20 protein-coding genes are annotated in these 21256 nt (G+C 64.4%); 8 read left to right on the forward strand and 12 right to left on the reverse strand.

From position 1 onward, the window contains the following. The first annotated feature begins 57 nt into the window (after positions 1-57). The 4 genes from QCE48_RS08935 to QCE48_RS08950 all read left to right on the forward strand — a co-directional run bounded on the left by QCE48_RS08935 (position 58) and on the right by QCE48_RS08950 (position 5036). The gene (locus tag QCE48_RS08935) at positions 58-582 is read left to right on the forward strand and encodes a MarR family transcriptional regulator (protein WP_309785131.1); all 525 of its coding nucleotides are present in this window, start codon (positions 58-60) and stop codon (positions 580-582) included. Positions 583-645: 63 nt separating this feature from the next. After that, a complete protein-coding gene (locus tag QCE48_RS08940; protein ID WP_309785129.1) occupies positions 646-2154 on the forward strand; it encodes an efflux transporter outer membrane subunit in 1509 nt (502 codons plus the stop codon). Between the two features lie 56 nt (positions 2155-2210). Continuing rightward, positions 2211-3449, forward strand: a complete 1239-nt coding sequence (locus tag QCE48_RS08945) for an efflux RND transporter periplasmic adaptor subunit (RefSeq protein WP_309785128.1) — start codon at positions 2211-2213, stop codon at positions 3447-3449. Positions 3450-3473: 24 nt separating this feature from the next. Continuing rightward, positions 3474-5036, forward strand: a complete 1563-nt coding sequence (locus QCE48_RS08950; RefSeq protein ID WP_309785127.1) for a DHA2 family efflux MFS transporter permease subunit — start codon at positions 3474-3476, stop codon at positions 5034-5036. A gap of 61 nt (positions 5037-5097) precedes the next feature. Here QCE48_RS08950 and truB read toward each other — a convergent pair whose 3' ends face one another. From truB to QCE48_RS08990, 8 genes are all read right to left on the reverse strand, one after another. Beyond that, positions 5098-6042 (reverse strand): tRNA pseudouridine(55) synthase TruB, encoded by a 945-nt coding sequence (gene truB, locus QCE48_RS08955; protein ID WP_309785126.1) that lies wholly within the window; start codon positions 6040-6042, stop codon positions 5098-5100. 3 nt (positions 6043-6045) lie between these two features. Beyond that, a complete protein-coding gene (gene rbfA / locus QCE48_RS08960) occupies positions 6046-6423 on the reverse strand; it encodes a 30S ribosome-binding factor RbfA (protein ID WP_062637490.1) in 378 nt (125 codons plus the stop codon). A gap of 101 nt (positions 6424-6524) precedes the next feature. Then, entirely contained in the window at positions 6525-9533 is a 3009-nt protein-coding gene (gene infB, locus QCE48_RS08965) for a translation initiation factor IF-2 (RefSeq protein ID WP_309785125.1), read from the reverse strand. Positions 9534-9627: 94 nt separating this feature from the next. Then, positions 9628-11103, reverse strand: coding sequence for a transcription termination factor NusA (nusA, locus tag QCE48_RS08970; RefSeq protein WP_309785124.1), 1476 nt, complete (start codon positions 11101-11103; stop codon positions 9628-9630). Next, the gene (gene rimP, locus QCE48_RS08975; protein WP_116564448.1) at positions 11100-11558 is read right to left on the reverse strand and encodes a ribosome maturation factor RimP; all 459 of its coding nucleotides are present in this window, start codon (positions 11556-11558) and stop codon (positions 11100-11102) included. Before rimP ends, nusA begins: the two co-directional genes overlap by 4 nt. 454 nt (positions 11559-12012) lie before the next feature. Continuing rightward, complete coding sequence (gene rluB, locus QCE48_RS08980; protein ID WP_309785123.1) at positions 12013-13890, reverse strand: 23S rRNA pseudouridine(2605) synthase RluB; 1878 nt, start codon at positions 13888-13890, stop codon at positions 12013-12015. A 123-nt stretch (positions 13891-14013) separates the two neighbouring features. Continuing rightward, a complete protein-coding gene (gene scpB, locus QCE48_RS08985; protein ID WP_309785122.1) occupies positions 14014-15039 on the reverse strand; it encodes an SMC-Scp complex subunit ScpB in 1026 nt (341 codons plus the stop codon). A gap of 396 nt (positions 15040-15435) precedes the next feature. Next, on the reverse strand, positions 15436-16683 hold the full coding sequence (locus tag QCE48_RS08990) for a pyridoxal phosphate-dependent aminotransferase (RefSeq protein ID WP_309785121.1): 1248 nt from the start codon (positions 16681-16683) through the stop codon (positions 15436-15438). A 538-nt stretch (positions 16684-17221) separates the two neighbouring features. On the opposite strand from QCE48_RS08990, the gene QCE48_RS08995 reads away from it, so the two are divergent. Further along, positions 17222-17623 carry a transposase gene (locus QCE48_RS08995; protein WP_062637477.1) on the forward strand — a complete coding sequence of 134 codons (402 nt, stop codon included), beginning with the start codon at positions 17222-17224 and terminating at the stop codon, positions 17621-17623. 270 nt (positions 17624-17893) lie between these two features. Here QCE48_RS08995 and QCE48_RS09000 read toward each other — a convergent pair whose 3' ends face one another. From QCE48_RS09000 to QCE48_RS09010, 3 genes are all read right to left on the reverse strand, one after another. Continuing rightward, positions 17894-18136, reverse strand: a complete 243-nt coding sequence (locus QCE48_RS09000) for a hypothetical protein (RefSeq protein WP_309785119.1) — start codon at positions 18134-18136, stop codon at positions 17894-17896. Between the two features lie 297 nt (positions 18137-18433). Next, complete coding sequence (locus tag QCE48_RS09005; protein WP_309785118.1) at positions 18434-18745, reverse strand: hypothetical protein; 312 nt, start codon at positions 18743-18745, stop codon at positions 18434-18436. A gap of 198 nt (positions 18746-18943) precedes the next feature. After that, complete coding sequence (locus QCE48_RS09010; protein WP_309785116.1) at positions 18944-19114, reverse strand: hypothetical protein; 171 nt, start codon at positions 19112-19114, stop codon at positions 18944-18946. Between the two features lie 73 nt (positions 19115-19187). Between QCE48_RS09010 and QCE48_RS09015 the strand changes: the two genes are divergently transcribed. From QCE48_RS09015 to QCE48_RS09025, 3 genes are all read left to right on the forward strand, one after another. Continuing rightward, positions 19188-19745, forward strand: coding sequence for a YdcF family protein (locus QCE48_RS09015; RefSeq protein WP_309785115.1), 558 nt, complete (start codon positions 19188-19190; stop codon positions 19743-19745). A gap of 333 nt (positions 19746-20078) precedes the next feature. After that, positions 20079-20324 carry a hypothetical protein gene (locus tag QCE48_RS09020; protein ID WP_087632161.1) on the forward strand — a complete coding sequence of 82 codons (246 nt, stop codon included), beginning with the start codon at positions 20079-20081 and terminating at the stop codon, positions 20322-20324. A 209-nt stretch (positions 20325-20533) separates the two neighbouring features. Beyond that, complete coding sequence (locus tag QCE48_RS09025) at positions 20534-20794, forward strand: hypothetical protein (RefSeq protein WP_062637467.1); 261 nt, start codon at positions 20534-20536, stop codon at positions 20792-20794. Between the two features lie 30 nt (positions 20795-20824). Here QCE48_RS09025 and QCE48_RS09030 read toward each other — a convergent pair whose 3' ends face one another. Continuing rightward, entirely contained in the window at positions 20825-21112 is a 288-nt protein-coding gene (locus QCE48_RS09030) for a putative quinol monooxygenase (protein WP_309785114.1), read from the reverse strand. Positions 21113-21256: the final 144 nt, after the last annotated feature.

The following is a 21256-nucleotide window of genomic DNA, read 5'->3' on the forward strand; positions in this document are numbered from 1 at the left end:
TCAAAGGACCGCACCTATAATCCTGCCTAGTCAACTATTGCAACCGCATGAGAATCCATGAGCGACGCGCCCACTTCTCCGTCACCCATCGGCGAGTATCAGCTTGGCGAAAGCGTCGGCTACCTGGTCAGCCGGGTCCGCTCGACGATGTGGAACATGGTCAACCAGCACACGTCCGCCGAACTCGGCATCACCAGCACGCAGGCGAGCATGGTATTCATGCTGGCCGCAGGAAAAAGCCTGACGGCGGCCGATCTTGCCCGCGAATACGGCATCGACGCGAGCGCCGTCACGCGGCTCATCGACCGGCTGGAAAAGCGCGGCCTGCTCTCGCGGGTGCGCAGCGACGAGGACCGCCGGGTGGTCCGGCTCGCGCTCACGCCCGAAGGTTTCGCGCTCGCGGAGAAGATTCCCGCGATCTTTTCGCGCGTGCTCGACAAGCTTCTGATGGGCTTTTCGCCCGAGGAAGTCGGCTTCCTGAAGAGCCTGCTGCGACGCATTCTCGCCAATTCCTGCGATCCGAGTTGCGTCGCGCTCGCGAGCGCCGCCGCCGACAAACCCGCCGCCTCACCATTGCGCTGACAACCAACTTTCGTCATGAATCTGAAAGAAATTGATTGCAATGTCCACCATCCGTCAAACCGTATGAATCGAGCGATAAAACATGTCTTCGCGCCCCGCGCTTCGCGCGGCGCGCTCGCCGTGGCGGTCGCCGTGCTCGCGCTTGCGGGCTGCGCGAACTACGCCGGCATCAGCAGCGACAAGCAGATCACCGCGCCCGAAACGCTCGAAAGCACCCAGAGCCTGCCCGCGCAGGGCGGCCAGTGGCCGTCGCTCGACTGGGCGACGCAGTTCGGCGATCCGCAACTGCCGCAACTGATCGACGAGGCGCTCGCCGGCAACCCGTCGATCGCGCAGGCGCAGGCGCGCATCGGTAAGGCGTCGTCTTATATAGAGAGTTCGCGCTCGAGCCTCTATCCAAAGGTGACCGGCCAGTATTCGTGGACCCGCGAACTGTATTCGGGCAACGCCCTCTTCCCGCCGCCCTACGGCGGCACGTGGTTCAGCGAGAACAACGCGCTCGTCAGCGCGACGTGGGAGCTCGACCTGTGGGGCAAGAACCGCGCGCGCCTGAACATGGCGGTGTCGCAGGAAAAAGCCGCCGAGGCCGACATGCAGCAAGCACGCGTGACGCTCGCCGCGTCGGTCGCGCGCACCTATAACCAGCTCGCGCTGCTCTACGCGCTGCGCGACGTCGCCCAGCGCGAGATCGCCAACCGCGACAACGTCGGACGGATCACGAATGGGCGGGTCACCGCGGGTCTCGACACGAACGTCGAGCGCCGCACGGCAGAAGGCAATATCGCGACGAGCCAGTCGAACCTGACCGAACTCGACGGCCAGATCACGACCGTGCGCTACCAGCTCGGCGCGCTGCTCGGCAAGGGGCCGGATCGCGGGCTGCAAATCGCGAAGCCGGTCGTGAACCCGCAGGCCGGAGTCGCGCTGCCGGACAACGTGCCCGCCGACCTCGTGTCGCGCCGTCCGGACATCGTCGCCGCGCGCTGGCAGGTCGAAGCCGCCACGCAAAACGTGAAGGAAGCGAAGGCCGAGTTCTTCCCGGACATCAATCTCGCGGCCGCGTTCGGCTTCGATGCGTTCGGCTGGAGCAAATTCCTGACCGCCGGCAGCCGCCAGATCCAGGCGGGCCCGGCCATCCACCTGCCGATCTTCGACGCCGGCTACCTGCGCTCGCAGCTGAAAGGCCGCTACGCCGATTTCGACCTCGACATCGCGAACTACAATCAGACGCTCATCAACGCGCTGAACGACGTCGCGACGCAGGTGGCGTCGATCCGCTCGCTCGATCGCCAGATGGGCGACGCCGAACGCGCGCTCGATGCCGCGACGCACGCCTACGATCTCGCCGTGATCCGCTACAAGGCGGGTCTGTCGCCGCAATTGCAGGTGCTTTCCGCCGACGAAAACCGGCTCGCGAACGAGCAGACCGTCACGAATCTGAAGATGCGCCGCCGCGATCTGCAGATCGGCCTCATCAAGGCGCTCGGCGGCGGGTTCGACGCGACGAGCACGAATCTCGCCATCGACGGCAGCGGCCAGACGCAGACGGCGAACGCCGCGCCGGCCAAGTAAACCAGCGGCAGACCAAAGACATTGCAACACCGAACAGATCAAGAACGGAGCCATCCATGAGCGACCCTCAACAAACCGCCGCCGCACCGGCGCCGAAGACGAACAACACGAAACGCCGCACGCTGATGACGCTGATCGTGCTCGTCATCATCATCGCGGCCGTCGCGTACGGGCTGTACTACTTCCTCGTCGCGCGCTTCCATGAAGCGACCGACGACGCCTACGTGAACGGCAACGTCGTGCAGATCACGCCGCAAGTCGTCGGCACGGTCGTCTCGGTCAACGCCGACGACACGCAGACCGTCAAGGTCGGCGACCCGCTCGTCTCGCTCGATCCGGCCGATTCCAAGGTCGCGCTCGATCAGGCCGAGGCGAATCTCGCGCAGACGGTGCGCCAGGTCCGCACGCTCTTCGTCAACGACAACCAGTACGAAGCGCAAGTCGCGCTGCGCAAGTCGGATCTGTCACGCGCGCAGGACGACCTGCGTCGCCGCATGACCGTCGCGCAAACGGGCGCCGTGTCGCAGGAAGAAATCTCGCACGCCCGCGACGCCGTGCGCGGCGCGCAGGCCGCGCTCGACGCCGCCCAGCAGGAACTCGCGTCGAACCGCTCGCTCACGTCGAACACGACGATCGCGAGCCACCCGAACGTGCTCGCCGCCGCCTCGAAGGTTCGCGATTCGTACATCAACTACGCACGCAACACGCTGCCGGCGCCCGTCACGGGCTACGTCGCGAAGCGCTCGGTGCAGGTCGGCCAGCGCGTGTCGCCGGGCAATCCGCTGATGGCGATCGTGCCGCTCAACGCCGTCTGGGTCGACGCGAACTTCAAGGAAGTGCAGCTGAAGCACATGCGCATCGGCCAGCCGGTGGAACTGACCGCCGACCTGTACGGTTCGAGCGTCGTCTATCACGGCAAGGTGATCGGCTTCTCGGCCGGCACCGGCTCCGCGTTCTCGCTCTTGCCCGCGCAAAATGCGACCGGCAACTGGATCAAGGTCGTGCAGCGCCTGCCGGTGCGCATCGCGCTCGATCCGAAGGAACTTGAACAGCACCCGCTGCGCATCGGCCTCTCGATGACCGCCGACGTGACCATCAAGAGCGAGGAAGGCGGCCAGTTGGGCACCGCGCCGAACACGGTCTACCAGACGAACGTCTTCGACAAGTACGGCGATCAGGCCGATGCGGAAATCGCCCGCATCATCCAGGAAAACGCGGGCGCGGGACACGGCGCGCAGGGCGCGGCGGCTTCGGCTGCCCGCCCGTCGAAGCCGGCTCAGGCTTCGACGATGTAAGCAACCCGCACAAGGCTCCGTTACATGTCTCAGCAAAACGTCGTTCATCCGCCGCTCGAAGGCGCGAAACTCGTGATCGGCACGATCGCGGTGTCGCTCGCGGTGTTCATGAACGTCCTCGACACGTCGATCGCGAACGTCTCGATTCCGTCGATCTCGGGCGATCTCGGCGTGGCTTCCGACCAGGGCACGTGGGTCATCACGTCCTTCGCGGTCGCCAACGCCATTTCGGTGCCGCTCACCGGCTGGCTCACGCAGCGCTTCGGACAGGTCCGGCTCTTTCTCACGTCGATCGTGCTGTTCGTGATCGCGTCGTGGCTCTGCGGGCTCGCGCCGACGCTGCCGTTCCTGCTCGCCGCGCGCGTGTTCCAGGGCGCCGTCGCGGGTCCGATGATCCCGCTTTCGCAGACGCTCCTGCTCGCGAGCTATCCGCGCTCGAAGGCGCCGATCGCGTTGTCGATGTGGTCGATGACCACGCTGATCGCGCCTGTCGCGGGCCCGATTCTCGGCGGCTGGATCTCGGACAACATCTCGTGGCCGTGGATCTTCTATGTGAACATTCCGGTTGGAATCGCGGCCGCGCTCGCGACGTTCGCGATCTTCCGCGACCGCGATTCCGTGATCCGCAAGGCGCCGATCGACACGGTGGGTCTCGCGCTGCTCGTGATCTGGGTCGGCTCGCTGCAGATCATGCTCGACAAGGGCAAGGACCTCGACTGGTTCAATTCCACGACGATCGTCGTGCTGACGCTGATCGCGGTGATCGCGCTGGCGTTCTTCATCGTGTGGGAGCTGACGGCGGAGCATCCGGTGGTCGATCTGTCGCTCTTCAAGCTGCGCAATTTCACGGGCGGGACGATCGCGCTGTCGATCGGCTATGGCCTCTACTTCGGCAATCTCGTGCTGTTGCCGCTTTGGCTGCAAACCGACATCGGCTACACGGCCACCGACGCCGGGCTCGTGATGGCGCCGGTCGGCGTGTTCGCGATTCTGCTCTCGCCGGTGACGGGCAAATTCCTGCCGCGTACCGATCCACGCAAGATCGCGACGGCCGCGTTCCTCGTGTTCGCGCTGTGCTTCTGGATGCGCTCGCGCTACACGACGGGCGTCGACACTTTCTCGCTGATGATGCCGACGCTGATTCAGGGCATCGGCATGGCCGGGTTCTTCATCCCGCTCGTGTCGATCACGCTGTCGGGGCTGCCGGGGCACCGGATTCCGGCGGCGTCGGGTCTGTCGAACTTCGTGCGGATCATGTGCGGCGGCATCGGCACGTCGATTTTTTCGACGGCGTGGGAACATCGGTCGATCGTGCATCACGCGCAACTGGTCGAGCAAGCGAACGCGTATAACCCGACGTTCGCCAGTTCCGTCGGGCAGATGATGGGCGCGGCGGGGCTGAATCAGTCGCAGGCCTATGGGCTCTACAACAGCATGGCGACGCAGCAGGCCGCGCAACTGGGCGTCAACGATCTGTTCTATCTGTCGGCGGGGATTTTCGTCGCGCTGATCGCGCTGATCTGGATCACCAAGCCCGAGCGGGCTGGCGGCGGGGATTCGGCGGCGGCGGCTTCGGCGGCGCATTGAAACCGCTTCGCTTCCCGCAGATGTGAAAAAGCCCGGACTTGCTCCGGGCTTTTTTACGCGATCAGCTCGACGCCGAACTGACCACCAGCCGCTCGGGCGCCAGCACGCCCTCGCCCGCCTTCGCGACGCCGAGCAGCCTTGCACCCTCGTCCGCGTAGACGCGCACGCGGCCGCCTTCGAGCAGTCCGGCCGACACTTCCGACAGCTTCAACCGCTGGCCGTGCAGAAAGCGCCGCGCTGCATCGGCATCGAGATGGACCGAGGGAAACGTCGAGAGCAGCGCATCGACCGGCTGCAGCCAGCGATCACGCTCGGCTTGCTCCGCATCCGACAACGCGTCGAGCGTCACCGCGTGTTCGAGCGTCAGCGCGCCGACGCCGGTGCGCCGCAGCGCCACGAGATGCGCGCCGCAGCCGAGCGTCTCGCCGATATCCTCCGCCAGCGTGCGCACGTAGGTGCCCTTGCTGCACGTGACGCGAAACGTCACCATCGGCAGCGCACAGGCAAGCAGTTCGAGCGTGTGGATCGTCACCTGACGGCCCTCGCGTTCCACCGTCTGCCCGGCGCGCGCGTATTCGTAAAGCGGCTTACCGTCGCGTTTGAGCGCCGAATACATCGGCGGAATTTGCGTGATTTCGCCACGAAACTGCACCATCGAAGCCGACACCGCCGCTTCGTCGCACGTCACCTCGCGCGTGTCGAGCGCTTCGCCTTCCGCGTCGCCCGTCGTCGTGCGGATGCCGAGGCGCATCGTCGCCTCGTAACTCTTGTCGGCTTCGAGCAGATCCTGCGAAAACTTCGTCGCCTCGCCGAAGCAGAGCGGCAGAAGACCCGTCGCGAGTGGATCGAGCGTGCCCGTGTGCCCCGCCTTCTTCGCCAGATAGAGACGCTTCGCGCGAATCAGCGCATCGTTGCTCGACAGGCCGAGCGGCTTGTCGAGCAGCAACACGCCATCGAGCGCGCGGCGCGGGATCTTCGGCCGCGCCGGACCATTCGAACCCTTCATCGGTCAGGCACCTTCCTCGTCGTCCTTCGCGCGCGTGGCGTTGGCTTCGTCGATCAGCTTCGACATTTCGACCGCGCGTTCAATCGTCTGGTCGTAGTGGAAATGCAGCGTCGGAACCGTGTGGATGTGCAGACGCTTGAACAAAAGGTTATGCAAGTGCCCGGCCGCGTGGTTGAGGCCGTCCTGCGTCTGCTGCGGATCGCCCGTGAGCGTCGTGAAATAGACCTTCGCATGCGCGTAGTCCGGCGTCAGTTCGACGCTCTGGATCGTTACCATTCCGACGCGCGGGTCCTTCACCTCGCGCATCAATTCGGACAGATCGCGCTGGATCTGGTCCGCGATCTGCACGTTGCGATTCGGTGAGGTACGTTTCTTGGCCATGATGGTTTCCCTTATTGTCGTGCTGTGTTGCCGTGCCGCGCCATAAAAAAAAGCGGAGCGGACCGAGAGGCCCGCTCCGCCTTGATTTACGGCGGGCAATCTTACAGCGTACGAGCCACTTCGGTGACTTCGAACACTTCGAACTGGTCGCCTTCGACGATGTCGTTGAAGTTCTTGATCGACATGCCGCACTCGAAGCCTTGACGCACTTCCTTCACGTCGTCCTTGAAGCGCTTGAGCGAGTCGAGTTCGCCGGTATGGATCACCACGTTGTTGCGGATCACGCGCACCGACGAGCTGCGCTTGACGACGCCGTCCGTGACCATACAACCCGCGATCAGGCCGATCTTCGGAACGCGGATCACCTGGCGCACTTCGACCGTGCCGGTCACGACTTCGCGCTTCTCCGGCGACAGCATGCCGGACATCGCCGCCTTCACTTCATCCACAGCGTCATAGATGATGTTGTAGTAGCGGATGTCGATGCCGTTGTTCTCGGCCACCTTGCGCGCCTGCGCATCCGCACGCGTGTTGAAGCCGATGATGACCGCCTTCGACGCCGTCGCGAGGTTGACGTCCGATTCGCTGATCGCGCCGACCGCGCTGTGCACGATCTGCACGCGCACTTCGTTGGTCGAGAGCTTTTGCAGCGACTGCACCAGCGCTTCCTGCGAGCCCTGCACGTCGGCCTTGACGATGAGCGGCAAGTTCTGCACTTCGCCTTCGCCCATCTGCTCCAGCATGTTTTCGAGCTTCGCGGCCTGCTGCTTCGCGAGCTTCACGTCGCGGAACTTGCCTTGACGGAACAGCGCGATTTCGCGCGCCTTGCGCTCGTCCGGCAACACGATGACTTCCTCGCCCGCGCCCGGCACTTCCGACAGACCCTGGATTTCGACCGGAATCGACGGACCCGCCGACTTCGTCGGCTTGCCCGTTTCGTCGAGCATGGCGCGCACGCGACCGTAGGCGCTGCCTGCCAGCACGACGTCGCCGCGGTTCAACGTACCCGACTGAACCAGGATCGTCGCAACCGGACCCTTGCCCTTGTCGAGCTTCGCTTCGATCACGAGACCCTTGGCCGGCGCTTCGATCGGCGCCGTCAGTTCCAGCACTTCGGCCTGGAGCGAGACGTTTTCCAGCAGATCGTCGATGCCCTGACCCGTCTTCGCCGACACTTCGACGAACGGCGAATCGCCACCGTACTCTTCCGGCACGACGCCTTCCGCGACGAGTTCCTGCTTCACGCGCTCGGAATGCGCATCCGGCTTGTCGATCTTGTTGATCGCGACGACGATCGGCACGCCGCCCGCCTTCGCGTGGGCGATCGCTTCCTTCGTCTGCGGCATCACGCCGTCATCGGCTGCGACCACGAGAATCACGATGTCGGTTGCTTTCGCACCGCGCGCACGCATGGCCGTGAAGGCCTCGTGACCCGGCGTGTCGAGGAACGTGATGACGCCGCGCGGCGTTTCGACGTGATACGCGCCGATATGCTGCGTGATCCCGCCCGCTTCGCCCGCCGCCACTTTCGCGCGACGGATGTAGTCGAGCAGCGACGTCTTGCCGTGGTCGACGTGACCCATGACCGTGACGACCGGCGGACGCGGCAGGCGTTCGCCCGCTTCTTCCGTCGTTTCGCCTTCGGTGAGCAGCGCTTCCGGATCGTCCAGCTTCGCCGCGACCGCACGGTGACCGAGTTCTTCGACGACGATCATCGCCGTTTCTTGGTCGAGCACCTGATTGATCGTGACCATCTGGCCGAGCTTCATCATCACCTTGATGACTTCCGAAGCCTTCACCGACATCTTGTGCGCCAGATCGGCGACGGAGATGGTTTCCGGAACGTGTACTTCACGCACGATCGGTTCGGTCGGCGCCTGGAACGTCGTCTGATCCTGATGCTTGCCGCGTCCCTTCGGACCGCCGCGCCAGCCGCGATCGACGCCGCCGCTCGTGTCGCCGCGCGTCTTGATGCCGCGGCGCTTGGCTGCGTCGTCCTGCCAGCCGCCCTTGCCGCCGGCTTTCTTCTTGTCCGGCGACGACGGCGCGGTCGTGGCCGGCGCGCCTGCCGTCGGCTTCTTCGCCGCGGCGGGACGTGCGGACACCGCACCTTCCGGCTTTGCCGGCTTGTGCAGCGTGCCCTTCGCCTCGACGGCCTTCGCCGCTTCCGCCGGCTTGGCGACAGGCGCCGGCTCGGCCGGCTTCGCCTGCTGCGCCTTGCGTGGCGTGTTCATCATTTCGCGGATCGCGCGCGCTTCGGCTTCAGCCGCGGCACGGCGCTTCGCGATCTGTTCCTGCTCGGCGCGCGCCTTTTCGGTCGCGGCACGCGCGGCCTCCTCGGCCTTCTTGGCGGCTTCGCGTTGAGCGGCGCGCTCGGCGGCGGCCTTCTCTTCGATCTGTTGCGCGGCGGCGTCCGGCTTCGGCGCGTCCTCGGTATGCTTGTCGGCTTGCTTATCGGCCTGCTTTTCGCCTTGTTTCTCAGCTTGCTTGTCGGCCTTGGCTTCCGTGCGCTCTCCCTGACGCGCGGCGGCAGCCGCCTTCGAGACTTCGGCCGCTTCCTTCACCGCGGCAGCGCGCTTCGCCGCTTCTTCCTCGGCACGGCGGCGCTCGGCTTCGGCCGCTTCCTCGCGCGCACGGCGCTCCGCCTCTTCGCGCTCGAGGCGCTCCTGGCGTTCCTTCAGCTCCTGCGCTTCCTTCTCGAGCAGCTCGGCCGCATGCCGCGCTTCTTCCTCGCGGCGCTGCAATTCCGCTTCGTCGACTTCGTCCTCGACGTGATTCTGCGCCTCGACCACTTGCTCGGCGCCTTGTTCGTCGCGTTTCACGAAGACACGCTTCTTGCGCACCTCGACCTGAATGGTGCGAGCTTTACCCGTAGAGTCGGATTGCTTGATCTCCGACGTATGCCGGCGGGTCAGAGTGATCTTGCGCTTGTCGGCGTCGGCGGAACCGTGCGACTTGCGCAAATGATCGAGCAGACGCGCCTTGTCCATTTCGGACAGGTCGTCGTCGGCGCTCGCTTTCTGGACGCCAGCCGCCTGCAGTTGCTCCAGCAACACGCCTGCAGGCATTTTGAGTTCCGCGGCAAATTGGGCTACGTTGTTACTCGCCATTCATTCCTCTTGATGCAAGGACAGATTCCTTGCTGTTAGATCGGGGTCATGCGGCCGAACTGGCCGCGATATGTCAGTGCGCCATGGTCATTTCTCACTGGAACCAGTGTTCACGTGCTTTCATGATCAACGCCTTAGCGGCATCCTCTTCCATGCCGGTCATGTCGACCAGCTCATCCACAGCCAGTTCGGCGAGTTCGTCGCGCGTCTGGATCTGGTGTTCTGCAAGCTTCGAGAGCAGTTCGTTGTCCATGCCCTCGAGGCTCTTCAAATCGAGTGCGGCGCCCTCGACTTTCTCTTCGTTGGCGATCGCCATCGTGAGCAGCGCGTCACGCGAGCGGTTGCGCAGTTCGTGCACCGTGTCTTCGTCGAAGGCTTCGATTTCGAGCATTTCGTTGAGCGGCACATACGCGATCTCTTCGAGGCTCGTGAAGCCCTCGTCGATCAGGATGTCGGCGACTTCCTCGTCGACGTCGAGACGCGCCATGAACAGGCTGCGCAGCGTACCGCGTTCCTCGTTCTGCTTCAGGGCGGATTCGTCCGGCGTCATGATGTTGATCTGCCAGCCGGTGAGTTCGCTGGCGAGCCGGACGTTCTGACCACTGCGGCCGATCGCGACCGCGAGCTCGTTCTCGTCGACGACGACGTCCATCGAATGCTTTTCTTCATCGACGACGATCGACTGTACGGCTGCCGGCGCGAGGGCGCCGATCACGAACTGGGCGGGGTCTTCTGACCATAGCACGATGTCGACGTTCTCGCCACCGAGCTCGTTTCGCACCGCCTGCACGCGCGAACCGCGAATACCGACACAGGTGCCGATCGGGTCGATTCGCTTGTCGTATGCGATTACGCCGATTTTCGCACGCACGCCAGGATCGCGCGCGGCCGCCTTGATTTCGAGCAAACCCTGCTCGATTTCCGGCACTTCCATTTCGAACAGTTTCATCAGGAACTCGGGCGCCGTGCGCGAGAGTTCGATCTGCGGGCCGCGCGCGGTGCGGTCGACCTTCGCGATATAGGCACGCACGCGGTCGCCGACGCGCAGGTTTTCCTTCGGAATCAGCTGGTCGCGACGCAAAAGCGCTTCGACACGGCCCGATTCGACGATGAAATTGCCCTTGTCCAGACGCTTGACCGAGCCGGTCATGATCTTTTCGCCGCGCTCGAGGAAGTCGTTCAGGATCTGCTCGCGCTCGGCGTCGCGAACCTTCTGAAGAATGACCTGCTTCGCCGCCTGCGCACCGATACGGCCGAATTCGATCGACGGGATCGGCTGCTCGATGAAGTCGTCGACTTCGGCGTCGGGCTTTTCTTCCTTCGCTTCGAACAGCAGGATTTCCTGGTCCGGCTCCTGCAGGCCCGCCTCATCCGGCACGACGCGCCAGCGGCGGAAAGTTTCATGCTCGCCGCTCTCGCGATCGATCGCGACGCGGATGTCGACATCTTCCTCGAACAGCTTTTTCGTTGCCGAAGCCAGCGCGGCTTCCAGCGCTGCGTACACCACGTCCTTGTTGACGTTTTTTTCGCGCGCCAGCGCATCCGCCAGCATCAAAACTTCGCGACTCATTGTTTGCGGCTCCTAAAGTCAACCTTGGGGACGAGACGTGCTTTATCGAGGTCTGCGAGCGTGAAATCGAGCATCGCGGCGCCGTCCTTCCCTTCAAATTCCAAACCAATCGTTTCGCCGTTCGGCGCATGCACGATGCCCCGGTACGACTTGCGCCCGTCCAGCGGCTTTTTCAATGTGATGACTGCCTCGCTGCCCGCGAAGCGTTCGAAGTCCGCCAGTTTCTTGAGCGGCCGATCGAGACCCGGCGAGGAGACTTCGAGCCGGTCGTACTCGATGTTTTCGACTTCGAGCAGATACTGAAGCTGACGCGTGACTTTCTCGCAGTCTTCGATGGCGATTCCGGCGGGCTGGTCGATGTACACGCGCAACATGCCGCCTCCCGAACGCTCGAGATCGACAAGCTCGTAGCCGAGGCCCGAGACCGTGGTTTCAATCAATTCCGTCAGTTGCACAATGACTCCAGGGTGTTCACGCGCGCTCCACGCTGAGAACACCTGCGGGCCGCGCCTTTAAGCCGGCGCGCACCTTCGTTGCCCCAAGATGCCGAACCGAATAGCCAAAAAAAAATGGGCGCAACGCCCAATTTCTTTTAAACCGAGGTCGCATCCGGGAGGCTATGACTAGCTCCACGAAACTGCATGCCCAGCGACTTTGTGATTTTAGCCATTTTTCGGGATAAAGGCAACCGAACCCGACGCGTTTGCCGCACATTCGCGGCCGATCCAGCGTCGTTCCCGGCGTTTTTGCTGCGAAAACACGCAACGTTTCCCGATGTCCTGCGAAGCGGGCGGCCAATGCAAAGGGGCACGCTGGCGTGCCCCTTCGTGATCGAGCCCATCACGAAAGGCCGGTGCATTCCAGATGCGGCAGGCCCCGCTGCGTTTCAAGCTCGACCGCGCACCTCTTTCAGCGACCGCGTGTGCGGTTGCGCGGCGTGGCCGGGCGCGGACCGCGTCCCGCGCCGCCCGCATTGCCGGGCTTGCCCTGACCGCCGCCTTGCGGACCCTGACGGCCGCCGGCACGCGGACCCGCCGCGCCGGCGCGCTTGCCGCCGCCGGCTGCCGGCCCTTGGGGACCACCCTGCGCACGAGTGCCACGCGGACCGGCGCCGCCACGGCTGCCCGGCGCGCGATTGCCGTTCGGCTCGCCGCCGCCGGCGCGATTGCCGTTCGCTTCGCGCCCGCCCCGGCCACCGCCAGCGCCGCCGGCCCCACCGAAACCGCCGGTGCCGCCGAAGCCGCCCGTCGAATTGCCGAAGCCGCCCGCCGCGCCGCGCCGACCGCCGCCTGGGCCACCCGCGCCGCCGCCGCGCGTGGGCGTCTGCGCCATGCGCGAGTGCGAGCTGAGTACGGGCTCACGCGTGATGAATCCCATCGACGTCTGCATCGGGTCCGGCTGCACGCGCGGTGCCGAATTGCGTCCGCCCTTTTCTTCCACCGGCGCCTTGAGTCCGACCGATTCCATCAGGCTGCGCACCTGGTTGTCCTCGAGTTCTTCCCAACGGCCGCGCTTCAGTCCCTTTGGCAACGCGATCGGACCGTGCCGCGTGCGGATCAGCCGGCTCACCATCAGGCCGGCCGCTTCGAACATTCGGCGCACTTCGCGGTTTCGACCTTCGGCCAGCGCCACGTGATACCAGTGATTCGTGCCTTCGCCGCCGCCGTCGCGGATACGCAGGAAGTTGGCCGGGCCGTCGTCGAGTTCGACGCCCTTCAGGAGCTTCTGGCGCATCCCTTCCGACAGCTCGCCGACCACCCGCACCGCGTACTCACGCTCGACGCTGTAACGCGGATGCATGAAGCGGTTCGCCAGATCGCCCGAGGTCGTGAGCAGCAGCAGGCCTTCGGTATTGAAGTCGAGCCGGCCGACAGCGAGCCACTTGGCCGTTTTCATCGGCGGCAGCTTGTCGAACACCGACGGGCGGCCTTCCGGATCGGCGTGGCTTACGATCTCGCCGGTCGGCTTGTGATACAGCAGGATGCGCGGCGGCTTGCTCGCGAGCTTGCGCTTCACCGGCTTGCCGTTGATGCGGACCTGGTCGGTCGGCATGATGCGCTGGCCGATGTGCGCCGGCTCGCCGTTCACCGACACGCGGCCCGCGATGATCAGCTCTTCCATGTCGCGGCGCGATCCCATGCCCGCTTCGGCGAGCACCTTGTGGAGCTTCGGCGCGTCGTCATCGGGTTCGAGCACGCGCTTTTGCGGTGCATTGCGGCCGCGGCGCAGCATCGGCGCGGACATGCCACCCGCGCTGTTGTCGGCGTCGAACGCAGGCGACGTGACGTACGCGAACACATCGTCGACAGCGGCCGCCGCCGGACTCTGCACCGGTGCGTCCGCGTCGTCGCGCTTGCCGCGCTTCTTTTGCGCGCCCGCCTGACGGCGGCCGCCTTCGCGCGATCCGTCCTTCGGCTCCTTGCCGGCCGCGTCCCGACCAGCGCCGCCTTCGCGCTTGGCCGCGTCCTTGCGGGGCGCGCGCGCGCCTGCATCCTTGCGCGGCATGCGAACCTGCGCGACGACGACGCCATCCGGCGGCGCTTCCGCCACCGCGCCGGTCGCCGGGACGCCTTCCTCGGCACCCTTCGTCTTCGCGACGGCACGGCGCCGGGCGATCAGGCTGCGCGGTCCGCGACGCAAGCCGCGACGCGGGCGGTCATCGCCCTCGGCGGAATCGTCGGCGCGCGCGCGGTCGTCGCGGTCGTCGTTCGAGGACGGGCCTTGTGCGTCCGTGGCACGAACGGGGCGCTCGGATTCGGGCGAATCGCTGTCGTGGGAGTGTGTCAAAACAACCTCAAATGTGTCGAGTCGCGCGCCCGTCGCGGGCGCGTCAAAAAAATCCGCTGATCGTTCGGCTGATCGTGTGAACTGATCGTTATGGACAGCCGGATCAGGGTCCGTGCAATTGCATCAGGCGCGGCGTGCTTCCCGTTCGTCGGTATCGTCGTCGGTGAGCGGGTTGTCGTCCGGCGTGGCGGCGTCGCGTTCTTCGGGTTCGCTCTCGCTTGCCAGTGCCGGTTCCGGTCCGGTCGCGCTCGCGTGAGTGTCGTGCTGCGCCGGGTCGGTCGGAGGTACTGCGTGTTGCTGTTCGTCTGCTTGCGCGGATGCGTCGGGCATCATGGCGGCGGAGCCGGTCGGCGCTGACGCCTCGTCGTTCGTCGTCGAAGCCGGTTCGCGCGGCGCCCCGGATTCGAAGGCGGTCGCAGCAGCCGGCGTGCCCGCTTCGGCGCGCGTTTCGTCGGCGGGCGAGCCTTCCTGTGCTGCCCCTTCCTCGTGGACTGCCGGCTGCGCGCCGTGTTCCCCGGCCGCGTCGAAATGATCCGCATCCTGCGGCGAAGGTGGCTCGCCGGCACCGGAAGCGGATGCATCGCCCTCGGGAAACTCGATCGAATGCTGCGCCATCAGCGCCGCTTCGAACTGCGCGGACGGGTTGTCGAGCGCGGGAAGTTCGTCGAGCGCAGTGAGGCCGAAGTCGTCGAGAAACTGCTTGGTCGTCGCGTAGAGCGCCGGGCGCCCCGGCACGTCGCGATGACCGATCACCTCGATCCAGCTGCGGTCTTCGAGCTGCTTCACGACCTGCGTGTTCACGGTCACGCCGCGAATTTCCTCGATGTCGCCCCGCGTCACCGGCTGCCGATAGGCGATGATCGCGAGCGTTTCGAGAACGGCGCGCGAGTACTTGGGCGGCTTTTCCGGGTGCAGCCGATCGAGATAACCCCGCATTGCGGGCTTGCTTTGAAAGCGCCATCCGGACGCCAGCGCCACCAGTTCCACGCCGCGGCCGGACCAGTCTTCCTTCAGGCCTTCGAGCAGCGTGCGGACGGTGTCAGCCGAAATATCGTCGGCGAAGAGCTTGCGCAACTCTCCGAGTTTCAGCGGTTCCTGCGCGCAAATCAAAGCAGTCTCGAGGACGATCTTCGCCTCTTGGGTATTCATGCAGCTAGGTCAGACCCTGTGTGGTCAATGAACCGGATCGATCGGATTCGAGCGGGCCAGTGCGTCCGGGCCGATGCTGCGGACGATGAAACTGGACACGGAATTTCTAGACGCGCTCGCCCGATTTTGGTCGGTCATATTGATTGGGAGCACGCACCGGGGGGAGCCGGACCGGGACACCGGCCAGTGCGAATCAGACTATTCGCGGTACTTCTGGCGGGTCACCGAGCCATCCCAGCCGGACGGAGTAGCGCATTGACTGGCGCCAAGCGCGTGACTGAGCGCCATATTACGCAAAAAGAACCGGTGCGTAAAGGTGAAACATTTGGCCTCGCAAACGCTCACGTCGTAACGCCAAAACGCGCACGAGAAGCGTGTTTCGCACCGTGACAACGGTCAGGAACGCGCGCTCGACGCAAGAAATTCGCGCAGGCGCTCGACGCCCCGATCGAGCCTCGCAGCGTCGCACGCGTAGCACCAGCGCACGAAGCCCTCGCCTTCCGCGCCGAACGCACTGCCGGGCGCGAGCCCGAGATGCGCCTCGCGCACCAGCGCCTTGCACAGGTCGAGGCTGCGTCCGGCGCCGGGCAGCGAGAAAAAGAGGTACATCGCGCCGAGCGGCGTGCGCACGTCGACGCCCGGGATCGCCTGCAGCGCGGCGACGAGATGATCGCGGCTCGCACGCAAGTCGGCGACGAGCGATTGCGTGAACCGCTCGCCTTCCTGCACCGCGACGACGCCCGCCTGCTGAACGAACGACGGCGCGCACGACGTGTTGTACTCGACGAGCTTGCCGAGGTCGTCCATGAGCGCCGCCGGGGCGACGAGCCAGCCGAGGCGCCAGCCCGTCATCAGCCACGCCTTCGAAAACGAGTTCACCGCAATCACGCGTTCGTCGCGCGTCGCGAGATCGAGGAACGACGGCGCCACGCGCCCCTCTGCACCGTAATAGAGCCGCTCGTAGACTTCGTCCGCGACGATCCAGATACCGTGCCGCCGGCAGTGCTCGAGCACCGCGCGCTGTTCGTCGCGGGTCATCGTCCAGCCGGTCGGATTGTTCGGCGAGTTGATCATGAGCATCCGCGTGCCGGGCGTCAGCGCGGCGAGGAGGCGTTCGAGATCGAGCGTCCAGCCGTTGGCGCCGTAGGTCAGCGAGACGGTCTCGACATGCGCGCCCAGGATCTTCGGGATCTCGACGAGGTTCGGCCACAGCGGCGTAACCGCGACGACCCGGTCGCCCGCGCCCGCCACGAGCTGCGCGGCGAGCATCAGCGCATTGACGCCGGCGCTCGTCACCGCGACATGCCCGGGCTCCGTCGTGCCGTGCAACGCGCTCACGTAGCCGGCGAGCGCCTCGCGCAGCGGCGCGATGCCGAGATTGTGCGTGTAGAAGGTGGCGCCGTCGGCGAGCGCGCGGCTCGCGGCATCGCGAATGAACTGCGGCGTCACGCGATCCGATTCGCCGAACCAGAACGGCAGCACGTCAGGCACGCCGAAACCGGCGTTCGCGACCTCGCGGATCTGCGACGGACGCAAATCGCGCACGGCATCGCGCGCGTTTGGCGCGTGGGCGCCGTGCTCGCTACCGCTTTTGCCACTCAATACGCCCAGTTCCGCCGATACCGCTCCCGCCGATTCGCTCATCGTCCCGCCCCGTCGATTGAAAATGGAAGTCTACCGCGCTGGCGCCGGGCGGTTGACGCCGGACGCCCTCGGCCGAGCGGCTAAAGCTGCTTAAGCGCGCCACTGCGATGAACACGCGCGGCTGCCGCGGCGTCGCGCTCGTTTCCATCGCTCTCATCACGCCGACGGATGCATTCCAGAGGAAACGATCGTTCGAAATGAGGTTCGCTGCGGTGCAACAAAACGCCAGGAACGCACGCAGTGAGGGCCTGCTGCACTGGATTGGTGATTGTCCCGATTTCACAAACACCCTGTTTCGGGTCTCATAGCGGCCATGCTGGCATCGCGCCAGCCTACTGCCATGTGGGTTTCCCGGCATTTGCTGCTCACATGGCACGGTTCTCGCATTTCATTGCGCACAGGGTCGGCGCTGTCAGCGGTCATAAGCAAATCGTCCGCCGCAGACGGTATCCGACCTGCCTGGTATTCGTTCTTCGAATTCCGACCAGAGTGCGCGGCGCGGGGCAGCGCACCGGGGTTAGCTTCGCTGAGGTGAAACATGACGCTGTTCGACGATTTGAGAGATAACGAGTGGGCGCTGGTCGAGGCGCTGTTCTGTTCGGAACCTGCACGCAGTGAGCGCCGCGGCCGTCCGCGCGTCGAAGCGCGCGCAGTGGTCAACGCCGTGCTGTGGGTGCTTTCGACCGGTGAAGGCTGGTCGAAGCTGCCGGGCCGCTATCCGTCGCCGCCGACCTGCCGTCGCCGGTTCGACGAATGGCAGGCCGATGGCACCCTCGCCGAAATCGTGAAGCGACTCGGCAACAACGGCCGTGAAGTGTCGCTGCGCGGCCGCATCGGTTCGACTGCTGCCAAGCCGCCCGCACCGCCGAGCCGCGATCGTCTGCGTGGCGCGTTCTGGACCAATCCGGAATCGTGGCGCGCGCCGGCCAAAATGGCCTGAGCGATCGACTGACTGCATCTTCGCATGAACAAAAAGCGTCAAAATCTTTTTGCGCTTTAACTTCGCGAGGTTTCGCCCGCTGTCAGGCGAAACCTCGATCGACTCCCTTCCGCATGACAGTGCGCTCTGACGCCCTATCTTTCGGCCTTTTCCGGCATCGAAACAACTCTTTACCATTATTTACAGTGCCGACAGGCGTGCTGGCATAAGTTGGTGAGCTATCAACGGGCTTTCGTACTGGCCTGAAGGGGGCTCACCATGAAACCAATGTCACGGCTCGTGTGCGGCATTGTCGTTTCGATTTTGTGCGGAGCGGCGAACGCGCAGGCGCAGTTGCAACCCGAAGATCTCAGCGTCCAGGCAAGTGCTCGAGCGGCCGCGCCCGCTCAACAGGATGTCGCGCGCGCCAGGGACTTCAGTCCGCCCGCGCCGCGAGGCGATTTGCGCGGCGATATTGCGAGCAATGCGCGTGTGCGCCCGGACGACGAGCATGAAGAACGTCCGCGTCGACATTGACGCAACGCGTGGACAAGGGTGATTTCAAACCGATCCCAATTTGCTCGACGCATCAGCGGGAACCACTGAGGGCTCCATGAGTCCCATTCAATGCCATGAGCACAGCGTGGCAGCAGTAAGATCCGGTATGCCCGTATCCTTGCGATACGGGCTTTTTTTTGGGCCGGCCCTTCTGACGGACGTCGAGCCAAGATCATGACTGCCGCGCCGACACCCCGCCCCGGCGCTTCTCGGCCTGATTTCGTTCGCTCGGAACGTCGCGAGTGTCGCGTCCCGCTTTCGAGCCGTACTGTCCTAGACCCGGGCCTCGAGAACCGGTTCGTGCGTGGCGAGCGCATAGCGCTCGGCGCGATGCAGATCCCAGTCCATCGAACGTTCGTCGCGTGCGAGGCGGTTGAATTCGAGCTTGCCCCGCTCGGTGACGACGGCGATATCGACCGGCGCGTGAAACCCGGGCGCCGGCGCCACCGTGCGCTGACGAACGAGCTCAAGCAAACCGAGCGCACGCAATTGATCGAACACGGGAGGGCGTTTCGCCCACGGGACCTGACGATACTGGGCTCGCCGGAGCGCTTCGAGTACGGCTTCGTTAGAATACGTGGTCATTTCGTTCTTTCTTCCTGTGCAGCCATGACGGCACCGCGTGCGAGCAGTCAGACGACCCCCGCGGCACCGACTAAAGGCGGCATGCCCTATCCGCTCCGTACGCCGCTTCGCGGCCCAGGACCGGAATCGCAGCCGCCGCTTGCGCTAGGTGCTGCTTGTTATTTCAAGCCCCCGTTCCAGACGTGCTGATCGCACGCTTCACCCGCCAATCGCCAGCGTATTCCACAGAATGCGACGGCGCAGCGGATTGTCTCGAAAACCATACGTTACCCCAATCAAATTGGTTCTATTCACTTTATTGCTGCTTTTTTTTGCGCTATTTGCGCTTTGGCGACGAAAGCGCGCCGTAATTGCAATCATCTGCTGCATCGTCTTCTGGGCCTTCGGGGCGGGCTGGCTTTCGCGCCCCGCGCTCGACTTCGTTCAGCGCGGCTATGAGCAGGTGCTCACGCCTGAATACGCGCCGCGCACGACGATCGTGCTGCTAGGCGGCGGCACCGACCGGCACGGCGATTCCCGGCTCGTCCCCAAGCGCGATTCGATCCTGCGTATCCGCGTGACGGCCGAGCTGTACCGCGCATGCAGGGACAGCGGCGCGGTGTGCCGGGTCATCGTGAGCGGCGGCGATCCGCAGCATCACGGCGAGGCCGAAGCCGACAACTACGCGCCCTACCTGCTCGCACGCGGCGTGGACGGCGCGGACCTCACACGCGAGAACCAGAGCCTCAACACTTATCAGAACGCGCGCAACGTCGCCGCCATTTTGCGGCCCGAACATGACGATACGCTGATCGTCGTCACTTCTTCATATCACATGCAGCGCGCGATGCTCGCTTTCGAGGCTTTTGGCCTGACGCCGCAGCCCGTCGTGTCGAACGTGCGGTTCGCGCGCGCGACTTTCTTTCCGACCATCGAAGGCTTCGTCACGGCCGAGATCGCGTGGCACGAACTCTTGGGAATCGCGCGCTTTCACGTGTATCGGCGGCTGCATCTCTACTGATTCACTCGAACCGTTTCGTCGCAATGCAACTAGCTGATTCGACGTGCACGATCGTCACGAATTACTAAGGACTAGAAAATGACCGAGGCCGGCGGTATCATCGCCGCTCAGTCTTCGACTGGCTGAAGCCGGGCATCCGATGCCGATACCGCAGACCTTGCCTTGCGGCCCGTGATTCTGCCCGTGACCCTTCAATCGTGGCGGGCAATTGAACGCAACATTCGAGTGCATTGTTGCGCGAGCAGCCGCAGGAGCGGTTTTTGCTCAGACATAAGGCGATGTCCATGCATCGGACAAGCGATTCCCGGGTTCAACTACTACTAGGAGGTAACAATGAAGAAAGTGTCCCTGGCTGTTCTGTTGTCCCTGAGCGCAGTCGCATCGGTTGCGTATGCGCAGGGCGATCAAGGCGTGACGATGAGCACCGATCCCGCCAAGATTTCCGATATCGAAATGCGCGCGCAGAACTTGCAATCGCGTCAGGATAGTATGCAAAACATGCCCGCGCAGGCGCCGGCCCACAAGGGTCACCACAAGAAATCCGGTTCGAAGAAAATGGCGCCCGAAGCCGGCCAGTAAACCGCCAGCTTCCTCGGGGAAACATAAAGCCGGAAACCGCGCCTCGCGCGCGGTTTCCGGCTTTATTCATTGTGCCTGCGTAAGCGCGCGGGATCGATTTCTGACGGGACGCACGGCTCAATCGCGCGGGCGGTATGCTACATTGCGCATCGACATTTTTTGCCCCTTTCCCGTTGAACCCGCTAACGCACGCAGGTGCGGAGGACAGCATGAGCAATATCCAGCTCGATATCGAATGGACCGAAGCCGCGTCTCGCAAGATCGAAAAACTGATGCCGCGCAGCGCCAACAAGGACGCCTATCTCGCCCTTCCGCCCGTGGAATGCCTACCGATGGAAGGCGATGTCCTGTTTCTGGGTCCGGACGGCAAGCAGCAGCCGTTCATCGTCGCCGAGCGTCAATATCATCACGACGGCGACGCCGACTGGACCATCATCCTCATCCTCGACGTCCCGCACGAAACGCATTGAACGCGCGATGCGGCGCGCTCGCGGCAAGCGTCAGAGTTTCGCCACGACGTGAATCTCGCCGTCCTCGACGAGCGCCGGCGCATTGAGCTGATGCGCCTGGATGTGCGGCGAGCGGCCGTGTTCCTCGAGCGCCGCTTCACTTGTCCAGCGTTCGAAAAACACGAAGCGCCGCGGCTCCTTCAGATCGCGATGCAAGTCGTATTGCAAGGCACCACGCTCCTTGAGCGTCGGCTCGACGAGCCCCTGCAACGCTTCCTTCAACTTCTCTTCCTGCCCGGGTTTCGCAACGAACGTGGCAACAACGGCAATTTCCGACATGGGCGTTTTCCTCGAATGAAAGAAGGACAAGGATAACTGCGCCGCGGATTGTCCGCCGCCGGCGGTGCCGTCAATCGACATCCGGACGAAAAAAGAAAAACCCGCGTCTCATCGAAACGCGGGTAAAAACCGTCGCCCTACGAG

The sequence above is a fragment of the Caballeronia sp. LZ024 genome, from assembly GCF_031451455.1.
Classification (GTDB): domain Bacteria; phylum Pseudomonadota; class Gammaproteobacteria; order Burkholderiales; family Burkholderiaceae; genus Caballeronia; species Caballeronia telluris.